Source organism: Kitasatospora sp. LaBMicrA B282 (assembly GCF_050325825.1).
Classification (GTDB): domain Bacteria; phylum Actinomycetota; class Actinomycetes; order Streptomycetales; family Streptomycetaceae; genus Kitasatospora.
The window spans coordinates 1-12,650 of sequence record NZ_JBNQTI010000194.1 but is presented as its reverse complement, the minus strand read 5'-3'; the positions used below and the strand labels follow the sequence as shown (position 1 = coordinate 12,650).

The 12,650-nt window shown below is 72.6% G+C and carries 15 protein-coding genes; 12 read left to right on the top strand and 3 right to left on the bottom strand.

Annotated features, from left to right (window positions below; all coding sequences use genetic code 11):
- Positions 1-188 precede the first annotated feature (188 nt).
- The 12 genes from ACQRUO_RS34160 to ACQRUO_RS34105 all read left to right on the top strand — a co-directional run bounded on the left by ACQRUO_RS34160 (position 189) and on the right by ACQRUO_RS34105 (position 10,112).
- Complete coding sequence (locus tag ACQRUO_RS34160; RefSeq protein WP_428320037.1) at positions 189-1,406, top strand: M16 family metallopeptidase; 1,218 nt, start codon at positions 189-191, stop codon at positions 1,404-1,406.
- Positions 1,403-2,323, top strand: a complete 921-nt coding sequence (locus ACQRUO_RS34155; protein WP_428320036.1) for a hypothetical protein — start codon at positions 1,403-1,405, stop codon at positions 2,321-2,323. The genes ACQRUO_RS34160 and ACQRUO_RS34155 overlap by 4 nt, the downstream gene beginning before the upstream one ends.
- 121 nt (positions 2,324-2,444) lie before the next feature.
- Positions 2,445-3,560, top strand: a complete 1,116-nt coding sequence (locus tag ACQRUO_RS34150) for a nucleotidyltransferase family protein (protein ID WP_428320035.1) — start codon at positions 2,445-2,447, stop codon at positions 3,558-3,560.
- A 4-nt stretch (positions 3,561-3,564) separates the two neighbouring features.
- Positions 3,565-4,539, top strand: a complete 975-nt coding sequence (locus ACQRUO_RS34145; RefSeq protein ID WP_428320034.1) for an ABC transporter ATP-binding protein — start codon at positions 3,565-3,567, stop codon at positions 4,537-4,539.
- Entirely contained in the window at positions 4,536-5,315 is a 780-nt protein-coding gene (locus tag ACQRUO_RS34140) for an ABC transporter permease (RefSeq protein ID WP_428320033.1), read from the top strand. Before ACQRUO_RS34145 ends, ACQRUO_RS34140 begins: the two co-directional genes overlap by 4 nt.
- Positions 5,308-6,105 (top strand): ABC transporter permease, encoded by a 798-nt coding sequence (locus tag ACQRUO_RS34135; RefSeq protein WP_428320032.1) that lies wholly within the window; start codon positions 5,308-5,310, stop codon positions 6,103-6,105. Before ACQRUO_RS34140 ends, ACQRUO_RS34135 begins: the two co-directional genes overlap by 8 nt.
- 270 nt (positions 6,106-6,375) lie before the next feature.
- Complete coding sequence (locus tag ACQRUO_RS34130) at positions 6,376-6,618, top strand: hypothetical protein (RefSeq protein WP_428320031.1); 243 nt, start codon at positions 6,376-6,378, stop codon at positions 6,616-6,618.
- On the top strand, positions 6,590-7,114 hold the full coding sequence (locus tag ACQRUO_RS34125; RefSeq protein ID WP_428320030.1) for a DUF6879 family protein: 525 nt from the start codon (positions 6,590-6,592) through the stop codon (positions 7,112-7,114). The genes ACQRUO_RS34130 and ACQRUO_RS34125 overlap by 29 nt, the downstream gene beginning before the upstream one ends.
- A gap of 27 nt (positions 7,115-7,141) precedes the next feature.
- Entirely contained in the window at positions 7,142-7,990 is an 849-nt protein-coding gene (locus ACQRUO_RS34120) for a helix-turn-helix domain-containing protein (protein ID WP_428320029.1), read from the top strand.
- A 96-nt stretch (positions 7,991-8,086) separates the two neighbouring features.
- Positions 8,087-8,503, top strand: coding sequence for a hypothetical protein (locus tag ACQRUO_RS34115; protein WP_428320028.1), 417 nt, complete (start codon positions 8,087-8,089; stop codon positions 8,501-8,503).
- A 281-nt stretch (positions 8,504-8,784) separates the two neighbouring features.
- Positions 8,785-9,873 carry a methyltransferase domain-containing protein gene (locus tag ACQRUO_RS34110; RefSeq protein WP_428320027.1) on the top strand — a complete coding sequence of 363 codons (1,089 nt, stop codon included), beginning with the start codon at positions 8,785-8,787 and terminating at the stop codon, positions 9,871-9,873.
- Positions 9,874-9,884: 11 nt separating this feature from the next.
- Entirely contained in the window at positions 9,885-10,112 is a 228-nt protein-coding gene (locus ACQRUO_RS34105) for a hypothetical protein (RefSeq protein WP_428320026.1), read from the top strand.
- A 124-nt stretch (positions 10,113-10,236) separates the two neighbouring features.
- Here ACQRUO_RS34105 and ACQRUO_RS34100 read toward each other — a convergent pair whose 3' ends face one another.
- From ACQRUO_RS34100 to ACQRUO_RS34090, 3 genes are all read right to left on the bottom strand, one after another.
- Complete coding sequence (locus ACQRUO_RS34100; protein ID WP_428320025.1) at positions 10,237-11,406, bottom strand: pyridoxal phosphate-dependent aminotransferase; 1,170 nt, start codon at positions 11,404-11,406, stop codon at positions 10,237-10,239.
- A 103-nt stretch (positions 11,407-11,509) separates the two neighbouring features.
- Complete coding sequence (locus ACQRUO_RS34095; protein WP_428320024.1) at positions 11,510-11,860, bottom strand: cupin domain-containing protein; 351 nt, start codon at positions 11,858-11,860, stop codon at positions 11,510-11,512.
- Between the two features lie 69 nt (positions 11,861-11,929).
- Positions 11,930-12,487, bottom strand: coding sequence for a YbjN domain-containing protein (locus tag ACQRUO_RS34090; RefSeq protein WP_428320023.1), 558 nt, complete (start codon positions 12,485-12,487; stop codon positions 11,930-11,932).
- Positions 12,488-12,650 lie beyond the last annotated feature (163 nt).

Here is a 12,650-nt window from a genome sequence, read left to right as displayed (position 1 = left end):
GTAGGGGGGGGGGGGGGGGGGGGGGGGGGGGGGGGGGGGGGGGGGGGGGGGGGGGGGGGGGGGGGGGGGGGGGGGGGGGTTCCCCCCCCCCCCCCCCCCCCCCCCCCCCACACCGGCCTACCCGTGTCACCGGGGCCGACCGGCAACCGGCCGACCGGCTTTCCCGACCGCGCGAGCGAGGAGCGTCCGTGTCCCGAATCCTGTGGCCCGAGGGCGTTCCCGTCCTCGTCGACCACCAGCCGCACCTGCGCACCACGAGCCTGTGCGTCGCGCTGGGCCACGGCGCCCGGCACGACCCGGACACCGCCTCGGGCGCCACCCACCTGCTGGAACACCTGGTCATGTCCGTCCCGCTCGACGACGGCCGTTCGCTCTGCGAGCGCATCGAGCAGCTGGGCGGCACCTGCAACGCGGCCACCGGGCCGGAGTCGCTGATGATCCACGCCCAGGTCCTGAACGAGGACGCGGAGCAGGTCGTCGGCTGGGTCTGCGAGGCCCTGCTGCGGCCGCAGTTGACCGCGCAGGCGCTGGACGCCGAGCGCCGGGTGGTGCTCCAGGAGCTCGCCACCGCGGAGTCCGACCCCGCCGACACCGTCCAGGACGCCTTCCTGGCCAGCCTCTTCGCCGGCCACCCGCTCGGCTCGCCGGTCGGCGGCTGCCCGGAGACCGTCTCGCGGATCACCGTCGAGCAGCTCGCCCGGGCGCACACCACCGCGCTGGCCACCGCCCCGCTGGCGGTCGCCGTGGTCGGCGGCGTGCAGCCCGCCCGGGTGGCGGCGGCGCTGACCGCCGGCGGCCTGCGCGACCTGCCCGCCGTGCCGCTGCGCGACCCGGCGGCCGACCGCCCCGGGCCGGTCACCGGCGAACTGGTCGAGGCCTGGCCCGAGGAGTTCTGCTGGCTGCTGGTCGGCGGCCGCGCGCCGCACGCCGGCGACCCGCGCCGGCACGCCTACGACGTGCTGGCCCACCTGCTCGGGGCCAGCCCCGCCTCGCTGCTCTACGCCCGGATCCGCAACGACGAGGCGCTGGCCTACTCGTTCCGCGCCTGGTCGCGCAACTACGGTGACACCGGCGCCTGGCGGATGCTCGCCGGGGTCGAGGCCGCGAGCGCCCCGCGGGTGCTGACGGTCTTCCGCGAGGTGCTCGCCGAGGTGGCCGCGGGCAAGGCGGCACCGGAGGCGTTCGCCGCCGCGGTCCGGCAGGCCGTGATGGAACTGGTGCTGCTCGCCGAGGCCCCGCTGGACCACGCCATCGCGCTGGCCGGCAGCCGCATCCACGTCGATCGGCCGTGGGACGTGGACGCGGAGATCGCGCTGCTCCAGCAGGTGACGCCGGATCAGGTCGCCACGGCCGCCGCGGAGCTGAGTGCCGGACTGGTCGCCACCGTCCGCCCGGAGGCGTCGTGACCACCGCACCGGCCGAGAGCACCACCGCGCCGACCGAGAGCACCAGCGCACCGGCCGGGAGCACCACAGCACCGGCCGCAGCCGCCGCGCCGACCGGGAGCACCGCATCAGCCGGTACCGCTTTCGCCGTCAGCGACGCCTTCCTGGCCGCCGCCGACGAGGCCGGCCTGCTGCACCGCCCGGGTGGCCTGACCCTGGTCGCCGGCCCGTACCAGGACCCGCTCACCGCCGAGTGGCAGTGCCTGGTCGAACACGCCGACCCGGCGCTGCTCGCCGACCCGGCCGGCCTGCTGGCCACCCTGCGCGAGCTGTTCCCCGACTGCACCAGCGCCGTGGTGCGGGTGCCCGGCGGCCTCCGGCCGGAGCTGCTGGAGCCCCAGATCAGCTACCTGCACCGGCCCGCCGACGCCCCGGCACCACCGGCCCCGGCCGCGCCGGGCCCCGAGGTCCGGGAGAGCGACGGCAGTCACGACCACCTGGTCCGCGGCTGGCTGGCCAGGGCCATCGGCGACGCCCAGCAGGACCGCGGCGAGGACGCCGACCCGGACGCCGTCCGGCGGGCGGTCGAGGAGATCATGGCGGCACCCGGCCGGCGCACCTGGCTGGTGCACGTCGACGGGCACCCCGCGCCGGCCGGCCACGCGACCGTGGTCACCGACGCCTTCGACGACGTCAGCGGCGCCGACTTCGTCGACCTGGTCGACATCCTGATCGACCCGCCCGCCGTCCAGCGCTCGGCGCAGGCCGCCCTGGTGGCGGTCTGCGCGGCGGTGGCGGCCGAACGCGGCCTGCCGCTGGTGGGCAACGTCTGCCACCACGGCGGCCCGGGGCCCGAACCGGGCGCCGCCGTCGTGGCCGCGCTGCGCGCCCACGGCTGGCAGCCGTCCTACCAGTACTGCCGCGCCGCCCTCCGCTGACCACCTCGTCGTCGATCGCCCCGTCGCTGACCAGCTCGTCGTCGATCACTCCGTCGCCGGTCACCTCGTCGCCGGCCAACTCGCCGTGCCCGGAGCACGGTTGACCCGGGAGCCGTCACCCATGCGATCCACTCCGCCGTCCCCCCTCCAGCTCGACCTGGACCTGCTGCACGACCTGCTGGACGTCGACCGCGACCTCGGCCCGCGCCACCTGGTGCGCGCCGCCCGGGAGGTGCGCGGGGTGCTCACCACGCTGGTGCTCTCGCTGGCGGCCCGCGAGGGCCTGACGCTGGGCAGTGGCTCCCGCGACGAGCTGGACCGGATGACCCGGCGGGCCGGCACCTACCGGGAGATCGCGGAGCGGCTCGAGCGGGTGGCCGGCGCCCGGGTGGTCAAGGGCCCCTCGCTGGCCCGCCACTACCCGTCGGACCTGCTGCGCCCGGTGGGCGACCTCGACGTGGTGGTGCCCGACGAGGCCGCCCTGTGGCGGGCGGTGGACGAGGTGCTGTCCCGCCAGGAGTGCGACGGGGCGCTCTACACCGAGATCCGCGAGGGCGACCGCAAGCACCTCTTCGTCGGCCTCTGGTGGGCCGCCGACGACCCGATGCTCGACCACGAACCCAACGTGGAGATCAGCACCTTCGCCTTCCCGGGCGAGCACGGCCTGGTCCCGGTCCGTGCGGCGCTGCCCGCCGACCGGGTCGGCGCCGACGTGCTGGCGCTGGCCGAGGAGCGGTTCCAACGCCCGTTCACCGTCAAGGACATGCTCGACCTGTCGCTGGTCCTGACCGGGCCGGCGGCCCCCGATCCCGCTGCCCTGGCGGCGCTGGCCGACGAGTACCGGCTGGCCCCCGAACTGCTCCAGCTCTGCGAGCGCACGATCGCCGCCCACCCGGTGCTCGCCGCCTGCGTGCCCGGCGACCTGGTCGAGGAGCTGCGCGCCCCGGCCGCGGCCGAACAGCAGCGCCGGGACGCCCTGCCGGCCGTGGCGGAGGAGCCGACCGAGCTGCCGGACCGGATCGAGGCCGGCCTGCCGATCTACGGGCTCCAGCTGGGCGAGTCGCTGGAGCGCCGGGCGGCCACCGCCGCCGAGGACCTGCCCTACCCGGGCGGGCTGATCGCCCGGACCCCGATCGCGGACTTCCTGATGGTGTCGGGGGAGCTCGTCGACCCCGACCACCACCAGCGCGCGCTGGCCGAACTGGCCCGCCGCGGTCCCGCCGCCCCGAGGAGCTGACCCCGTGCCGATCGCCGATCACCCGCCGGCCCGCGGCGGGCAGCCGATGGTCGAGGTGGACCACCTGACCCGCACCTACACGCCCCGGCGCGGCACCCCGGTCACCGCCCTCGACGACGTCAGTTTCACGCTCCGGCAGGGCGAGGTGCTCGGCTTGCTCGGCCCCAACGGCGCCGGCAAGACCACGCTGTCGCGGATCCTGACCACCCTGCTGCTGCCCAGCTCCGGCACCGCCCGGATCGCCGGCTTCGACGTGGTCGCGCGTCCCCGCGAGGTCCGCCGGCACATCGGCCTGGTGCTGGGCGGCGACCGGGGCCTGTACGGCCGCCTGACCGCCCGGCAGAACCTGCGCTACTGGGCCGCGCTGCAGGGCCTGGACGGTTCGGCCGCCCGGGCGCGCACCGAGGAACTGCTGGAGCGCCTGGGCCTGGCCGCCCGGGCCGGCGACCGGGTGGAGACCTTCTCCCGCGGCATGACCCAGCGGGTCCACCTCGCCCGGGCCCTGCTGAACCGCCCCGCGGTGCTGATCCTGGACGAGCCGACCAACGGCATGGACCCGCACTCCGCCACCGGCTTCCGGGAGTTGGTGCGCGAGCTGCGGGCCGCCGGCACCACCATCCTGCTCACCACCCACGACCTGCCCGAGGCGCAGGACCTCTGCTCGCACCTGGCCATGGTCGACCACGGCCGGCTGCTGCGCTGGGGCACCCGGGCCGACCTGCTCGCCGAGGTCGGCTTCGCCCGCACCGTCACCGCCACCGGGGTGCCGGCCGCCGCCCGGGCCCGGATCGAGCTGCTGCCCGGCACGGTGACCGCCGAGGAGGGCGGGGTGCTGAGCTACCGGCCGCACGACGAGGACGCGCTCGCCGAGGCGCTGACCGTGCTCGCCCAGGCGCGTGCGGCCGAGATCTCGGTCACCGCGCCCAGCCTGGCCGAGGTCTACCGCAGCGTCATCGAGGACCGGGAGTTCGTGCTGTGACCCGCCCGCGGCTCGCGCCGGTCGCCGTCTTCGCCCGGATGCAGGTCCTGCTGCTGCTGCGCTCGCCGAACCTGCTCGCCACCCTCGCGGTGATCCCGCTCTACTCGCTGGTCTTCTTCGCCGTCCTGGCCCGCCACCACCAGGGCGACCTCGCCACCTCGGTGGCGCTGACCGCCTTCCTGATGAGCCTGTGGTCGCACGCGGTCTTCGTGGCCGCCGAGATCGTCGACGACGACCGCTGGCAGGGCACCCTGGAGCTCTCGCTGCTCACCCCGGCCCGCTACCTGGCGGCGCTGACCGTGCGGGTGGGCACCACCACCGCGCTGGCCCTGCCGGTGCTGGCCGAGGTGCTGCTGATCGGGCGCGGGCTGTTCGGGTTCCCGATCCACCTGGCCGACCCCGGGCTCTGCCTGCTGGTGGTGCTCCTGGTGGTGGCCGGGGTGGCGGCGACCGCGATGCTGGCCAGCGGCGTGATGATCCTGGTCCGCGGCGCCCGCGCGCTGCAGAACGCGCTGACCTACCCGTTCTACCTGCTGGCCGGGCTGATCGTGCCGGTGAGCACGCTGCCCGGACCGGCCCGGGCGCTGGCCCGGCTGTTCTTCCTCAGCTGGGGCGCCCAGCTGCTGCGCGACACCGCCGCCGGGCCGGTGTCCCACCTCGTCCCCCGGCTGACCGCGTTGGTCGCCCTGGTCGTCCTGCAGGGAGTGCTCGGCGTGACCGTGCTGCGAAAGGTCCTCTCCGCCGTCCGCCACGGGGGCGTGGTCCTCCATGGCTGACACCCGCACACCGCCGGTGCTGCGGCTGCTCGGGTACGGGCTGCTCAGCAGCTACCAGGACTACCGCGCCATGTTCACCTGGCGCTCCTGGGCCGGCGGCTGGCTGGTCCGGCTGATCTGCCAGGTGCTCTTCTTCGCCACCCTCGGGCGGCTGCTCGGCTCCGCGCAGACCCAGGCGTACATCGCCTTCGGCAACGCAGCGGTGCTCGGGCCGCTCGGCGCGCTCGGCGTGGTGTCCTCCACCGCCGGCGAACGGCGGGCCGGCACCCTGCAGTTCCTGCTGATCACCCGGTCCGACCCGTTCCTGGTGCTCGCCTCGCGCGGCCTGTACTGGGTCGCGGACGGGCTGCTCACCTCCACCATCGCGCTGGTCCTGGTGCCGCTGGCACTGCCGGTGCCGCTGCGCTGGGCCGCACTGCCCGCGATCGTCGCGGTCGGCGCGCTGACCACGCTGAGCTGCTACTGCCTGGCACTGGCCCTGGCCGGCCTGAGCGTGCGCCGCCCGCAGGCCCGGATGTACCTGACCGCCGGCACCACCATCGCCCTGATGCTCTTCGCCGGCGTCACCACCGACGCCCCCCGGACCGGCCCCTGGGCCGCGCTCTCGGCCGTACTGCCGGTCACCCACGGCCTGTCCGCGATGCGCGCCCTGGCCCAGGGCCACCCCGCCCCGCCCACCGCCCTGCTCGCCGAGGCCGCCGTCGGCCTGGCCTGGGGCGTCCTGGCCCACCTGCTGCTCGGCCGCGCCCTGCGCCACACCGTCCGCACCGGCACGCTGGCCCTGAGCTAGAGCCGCCGCAGTCGCGCCACCGCCTCGGTCAAAACGGAAAACCAAGGGCCGCAGCCGGCTCCCGCAGTCGCTGAACGTGGGCGTGCCGCCGGGCCCCTGCATCCTCCCCGCTCAGCGGTGGTCGATGCAGGGGCCTTCGTCGTTGCAGGTAACAGTGAGTGCCGAGAGCTGCCGAAGTGGATGATCAACTCACCGTAGCCCCTTGACTACGGTGTCACCGTGGGTGGATGGTCGTGCACATCCATGCAACCAACAAGCACGGAGGTCACCATGGCACTAACCTTCATCGCCAAGGACCCGAACACCGATGGGGCCAACTGCCCAACGGTGTGGGTCGACAAGGATGCGGGGGAGTTCGTCATCCAGGGCTGGAAGGTCGATCAGGCGACCACCGCGGAGTGCCTGGCGACGGGTCCGATCCCCGACAGTGAGACCGTAGTGCGGCTGCCCGTTCGCATGGCCGCTGTTCTCAGGGAGGCAATTGATGTCGCCGAAGGCGCCCACGTTCGTTGAGCTTCTGAACGCCGCTCAGCGTTCGGCCGTCCACCTTGAGATGCGGGACTCGTACGACGATCCGGACGAAGCGCCGCGAGTCTCTGCCTGGCGGGCGGGGCATCGCCACAATCCGGCTGACCGCACGTCCTGGTGGCGGCCCTGGCTCGACCTTGTGTCGGGTGCGGTGGCGCGCGGTGTCGTGATCCGCAGGGCGCGGATCGTCTCGGAGCCGGTCAGCGAGTACACGCAGTACTTGCACGAGGGCACGTTCACCAACGTGGCGGCGGGCGAACAGATCCGCTGGCTGCCTCGCCGCCAGGCCTCGGACCTTGCGCTACCCGGGAACGACTTCTGGGTCTTCGATGACACGGTTGTCCGGTTCGGGCACTTCTCCGGTGAAGGTGCCTACCTGGGCGACGAGGTGACCGAGGACCCTGCCGTGGCGAAGCTCTGTACAACGGCCTTCGAAGCGGTGTGGGCCCGCGCCATCCCCCACGAGGATTACCGGATCTGACGTCACGAATCACCGGACAACCAGCTCATGCCCACATCTCCGTCATCCAGCGTCCAAGCAGCGCGTAAGGCGCTCGCTGACCGCCTACGGGACCTCTGCAAGGACGCTGGGCTCAGCGGGCTTGAGCTGGCCCGGTTGGCCGGCTGGCACGCCTCGAAGTCATCGCGGATCATCAACGCGGTAACTCCGCCGTCCGACGACGACATTCGGACCTGGTGCCGAGTCTGCGGAGCTGACGACCAGGCAGCCGACCTGATCGCTGCCTCGCGCTCTGCCGACTCGATGTATGTGGAGTGGAAGCGTCTCCAGCGCACGGGGCTCAGGAGGCTGCAAGACTCGTACGTGCCACTGTTCGAACGAACCCGAGTGTTCCGGGTCTACTGCTCGACAGTGGTCCCTGGGCTGCTCCAGAACCACGGCTATGCAACGGCGTTGCTGTCTTCCATCACCCGCTTTCGCGGCACACCCGATGATGTGGCAGACGCCGTGTCCGCCCGACTCGCACGGTCGAACATCCTGCGGGAGGGTGGCCACCGGTTCGCCGTGATCATCGAAGAGTCAGTGCTTCGATACCGTGTGGGCGACGCAGACGCCATGTCCGGGCAACTCGGCTACCTGCTGGCAGTCATGTCCCTACCCGCTGTCTCGTTGGGAGTCATCCCGTTCAGTGCCGAACGAGACCTCTGGCCGCTGGAGACGTTCAGCATCTACGACAGCGAACAGGCGCAGGTGGAGACCCTCACCGCTGCCGTCACCGTAACCGCGCCAGGCGAGATCGCCCAGTACCTCAGCGCCTTCCAGAAGCTGTCCGACACGGCGGTGTACGGATCGGCGGCCCGCGCTCTGATCACAGCGGCCATTGATGCACTCGGGTGATTGGCGTGCAATCCCGTAGAACATCCTGGTAGTCAACTGCCCACCCTCCGTAGCGTCTTCTGTATCGGTAAGGCAGGCGGCGGAGGGAGCGCATCCGTGTCGGACGACGTGGAGCGTGAGGCGGAGATCCTTAGGCAGTACCGCGCTGAGGCGGAAGCGGCAGCGGACGCTCTGCAGACCGCCTGGAGGCTCGCTGGCCTGCCCTTTCACCCGAGTGTGATGCCGGTGATGGCGCAGGGTCGCGGCGTTCCTCAAGGGCCGCACGTCTCGCTGGGCGGGTGCTCCGCCGGGACGGCCCGCGCGCTGGCTCAGGTACTGACCGAGTACGCCCGGCTCACGGGCAGGCTGATCGACGGGGAGTCGGACAGCCTGATGGCGCAGGTGCTCGCCGACTTCGGCGTGACCCCTGCTCTCCCGGGAGACGGGCTGTACGTCGTCAGGCCGTCCGAACCGAGCGGGTCCGCAACACCGAACGACCCGGCACCAACCGGTGACCGGCTCGCCTCAGTGTGAGGAGACACCAGTATGAGCACCCCCGCGCCCGGCCCCAACCGTCCGCCCGGCCCCGGACCGATGCCGCCCGAGTGAGGCTGCGCACGGACACCGAACACCACACCAACCACAGGAAGGCACAGCCATGGGGAAGCACGGCGGAGGCGGCGGCAGCGACGGACCTGGCAAGGCTGGCGGCGGTAGCGGCGGGGGTCACTCCGGCTCGCCCGACACGTCGTCCTCGGACGGCCACCGCGACGCGCCCCCCACCAACCTGCCCAAGCCCGGGAAGTAGGCAGCGCATGACATGGGACGAACTCGCCGGCAAGCTCCGGGAATCCGGGGCCCTTTCGGCCGATTGGGACGCGACGTTTCGCGCACTCCCGCGCAACAGCTTCACCCCGGCGCGGATCTACCACGACGGCAGTTGGATCGACGTCGCAGAGAGTCCGCGACAGTGGGCAGCGCTGGTCAGGTCGGACGCGCCGTTGGTCACCCAGCTGTACCCGGGGAGCGAGACCCCGTCGTCATCCAGCAGCATGCCTACGGTGGTCGCAACGATGCTCCGCCACTTGGACGTTGGCGACGGCATGCGGGTTCTGGAGGTGGGCACCGGCACCGGATGGACAGCCGGCCTTCTGGCGCATCGGCTCGGCGCTGAGAACGTCGTCAGCGTCGAGGTGGACCCGGCGCTTGCCGCCGAGGCCCGGACCCGGCTCGAAGCGCAGGGCCTGAACCCCAGCGTGGTGACCGGTGACGGCATGCTCGGCCACCCGGAGGGCGCGCCGTACCAGCGGATCCACCTGACGGCCGCCATCCAGCGGCTGCCCGGGGCGCTGATCGAGCAGTGCGAGCCCGGCGGGGTGATCCTGGCCCCGTACGGTACGGCGTTCTGCAACGGGGCGCTGGCGCGGCTCACGGTCGCTGAGGACGGCAAGTCGGCGTCCGGCCCGTTCGTGGCGGATGTCGCGTTCATGTGGGTCCGCGGCCAGCGACCCGACAGCGGCGAATTCGACATCACGGACGTGCGGTACGGCCCCTCGGAGCTGGACCCCGCCGAGATCGCCGACAACACGGACGCGGCGTTCGCCGTCGGCCTGCGCATGCCCCACCTGTTCCGGCAGAGCGTCTGGGCCTCATACGACCGGTTCGGGACGGGCCGATTCGAGATCTGGGATGGGGTGTCGTACGCCCACTGTCGCCTTGCTGACTGGCAGGGGGAGCACGCCGTCTCGCAGTCCGGCCCCCGGCAGCTGTGGGACGAGGTCACGGCGGCCTACGGGTGGTGGAAGCGGCACGACCGGCCGGGGCTGTCCCGTCTCGGCCTGACCGTCACCGTGGCGGGCGAGCACCGGACCTGGCTGGACGACCCGTCGAACGTGATCGGATAGGAACAGAGCAGATGCGCAGGAACAGCAAGTCGCGGGACACACCCGCCCAGCAGGCTGAACGCGTGGGGGAACTCGCGGAACGTGCTGGCTGGGAGCAGGAAGCCGGCGGGAGCGAATGCGTGACCAAGGACATCGGGCACGCCAACCGTGTGGCGCAGGGTCACCCCCTGTCGAACCGGCACGGAACCCTCGACGACCACGATCACCGGGTGCACGGGGATCCGGACCCGGTTGAGTAGCCCTGCACCAGAAGCCCTGTCCAAGCGCCGTTCCTCTCGCGCATGGGCGGGGCTTCCTGCTATTCGGCGCCGCGGCTCCCGCGAGCGGCCACGTAGGTCCCGCGCTGCCCGTGCCTGCCTGACCTCAGCGTTTCCGCAGGCGAGACAGCCTGTCGATCGCTTCGTTCAACATAACCTCCTGCTTGCAGAAGGTGAACCGGACCAGGCTGCGCCCGGCGTCGGCGTTGTCGTAGAAGACGACGTTGGGGATGGCCACCACGCCGCAGCGCTCGGGCAGGGTCCGGCAGAACTCGATGCCGTCCTTCTCGCCCAGCGGGGTGATGTCGGTGGTGATGAAGTAGGTGCCCTGCGGCTCGTGCACCCGGAACCCGGCCTCGGCCAGCCCGGCGGCGAGCAGGTCGCGCTTGCGGGTCAGGTCGGCCCGGAAGCCCGTGAAGTACTCGTCCGGCAGCCGCAGCGCCTCGGCGACCGCGTACTGGAACGGCCCGGCGCTGACGTAGGTCAGGTACTGCTTCGCAGTGCGCACCGCCGCGACCAGGGGCGCGCTCGCCGTCACCCAGCCGACCTTCCAGCCGGTGAAGGAGAAGGTCTTGCCGGCCGAGGAGATCGAGACGGTCCGCTCGCGCATGCCGGGCAGGGCCGCGATCGGGTGGTGGGCGCCGGTGAAGACGAGGTGCTCGTAGACCTCGTCGGTGATGACCAACAGGTCGTGCTCGACGGCGAGTTCGGCGATGGTGCGCAGCTCCTCGGGGGTGAGCACGGTGCCGGTGGGGTTGTGCGGGGTGTTGAGCAGCAGCAGTCGGGTGCGCGGGGTGATCAGGGCGCGCAGCTCGTCGAGGTCGGGGCGGAAGGCCGGTTGACGCAGCGTCAGCGGTACCCGGGTGGCGCCGGCCATGGCGATGCAGGCGGCGTAGGAGTCGTAGAACGGCTCGAAGGCGATCACCTCGTCGCCCGGCTCCAGCAGCGCGAGCAGCGCGGCGGCGATCGCCTCGGTGGCGCCGGCGGTGACCAGGACTTCGGTGTCGGGGTCGTAGGTCAGGCCGTAGAAGCGCTGCTGGTGTTCGGCGACGGCGGTGCGCAGTTCGGGGATGCCGGGGCCGGGCGGGTACTGGTTGCCGCGGCCGGTCAGGACAGCGTTGGCGGCTGCCTGGGCGATCTCGTGGGGCCCGTCCGTGTCCGGGAACCCCTGCCCGAGGTTGATCGACCCGGTGGCGGTGGCCAGCGCGGACATCTCGGCGAAGATCGTCGTCCCCATGCCCGCCAACCGGCGGTTCAGCAGCGGCCTCGCACCCATCACGGCTCCTCACGCTCGGTGGTCGCAGGCCATCTTTCCGCTGCCCGCGGCGCCGCGACAAGTACCGACGGGCAGTCGTCGGAGCGGGCAGCCGGTGCCGCGGTCAGTAGTCCTCCGGCTCCCGGACGCCCAGGCCCGGGCCCTCCAGGGCGAGGGCGGTGAGGTGGGTGTCGGTGCCCGAGGTGTGCTCCTCGCCAGCCGACCAGAGGACGGCGGTGCCCGCGCTGATCGTCAGCCGGATGCCGTCGGGGCCGATGATCCAGCCCTCGCCGGAGATCACCAGGAAGAGCTGCTCGATCGGGGCCGGGTGGGCGCCGATGGTGCCGCCGGGGCCGAGGCTGAGGCAGGTCAGGTGGTACGACCCGGTGCCGCCGGCGAGCGGCGTGGCGGCGGCGCCGGTGCTGCCGTAGCGGGTGATCAGGTGCTCGGCGCGGTCGATGGGGAGGAGGCGCATGGGTGGTTTCCCGGTGGAGAGCGGCCCGGCCCGGCCGGCTGGAAGGGCGGGCCGGGCCGGGGTGGCGGGTCAGTCCTCGTCGCCCTCGGGGGCGTCGTCGTCGCCCTTGCCCTCGATGTCCTTCTGCAGGCCGAGGCGCTCGACGATCCACTGCTCGAAGCCGACGGCCGCCTGGGTCCAGTTGGCGGTGGTGGTGACGAAGTAGTCGATGTTGACGCCGTTGGCGATGATCATCTGGGTCTCGCCGATCAGCCGGACGACGCCGTCCTCGTGGGTGTGCGTGTAGACCTTGGGCCAGAGGGTCTCGCGGTTCCACTCGTCGATCAGGTCGAGGATCTCGCCCTTCTGGTCCAGCGGGTAGGACCGGTCGTAGAAGGCGCGGACCGCGTACAGCTCCTTGTTGTCACCGCGGAACATGTAGTAGACGCGGAAGCCGTCCCAGGGGGCGACCAGGTCACCCTCCTCGTCCACCGCGTGCTTGAGCTGCATCTGGTTCAGGATCTGCTTCACCAGGTCCTGGTTCGGGACCACGATCGGCGGCGGTCCGGCCGGTCCACCGCCCGGCTGCCCACCCGGCTGCGGCGGCTGGATGCCGAAGGACGGGATCGACGACGGGTCAACACTCACTGGAGGTCCCTTTCACAGTGCACGAGGGTGGCTGGTGATCAGGGGCCGCCCTTCCATGACTCCATCCTGCCTCATCCGGCGCCCCGGGCACAGGTGGTTCCCGGCCCGGTCCGTTCGCCTGCGGCAGACGTGCCGGGGGTGGCCCGCCGACCTGCGGCGGGCC

Coding starts and splice junctions, on each gene's coding strand:
- ACQRUO_RS34150 (WP_428320035.1), top strand. CDS start 2,445: ATGCGATCCACTCCGCCGTCCCCCCTCCAGCTCGACCTGGACCTGCTG.
- ACQRUO_RS34135 (WP_428320032.1), top strand. CDS start 5,308: ATGGCTGACACCCGCACACCGCCGGTGCTGCGGCTGCTCGGGTACGGG.
- ACQRUO_RS34130 (WP_428320031.1), top strand. CDS start 6,376: ATGGCACTAACCTTCATCGCCAAGGACCCGAACACCGATGGGGCCAAC.
- ACQRUO_RS34125 (WP_428320030.1), top strand. CDS start 6,590: ATGTCGCCGAAGGCGCCCACGTTCGTTGAGCTTCTGAACGCCGCTCAG.
- ACQRUO_RS34120 (WP_428320029.1), top strand. CDS start 7,142: ATGCCCACATCTCCGTCATCCAGCGTCCAAGCAGCGCGTAAGGCGCTC.
- ACQRUO_RS34110 (WP_428320027.1), top strand. CDS start 8,785: ATGACATGGGACGAACTCGCCGGCAAGCTCCGGGAATCCGGGGCCCTT.
- ACQRUO_RS34105 (WP_428320026.1), top strand. CDS start 9,885: ATGCGCAGGAACAGCAAGTCGCGGGACACACCCGCCCAGCAGGCTGAA.
- ACQRUO_RS34100 (WP_428320025.1), bottom strand. CDS start 11,406: ATGGGTGCGAGGCCGCTGCTGAACCGCCGGTTGGCGGGCATGGGGACG.
- ACQRUO_RS34095 (WP_428320024.1), bottom strand. CDS start 11,860: ATGCGCCTCCTCCCCATCGACCGCGCCGAGCACCTGATCACCCGCTAC.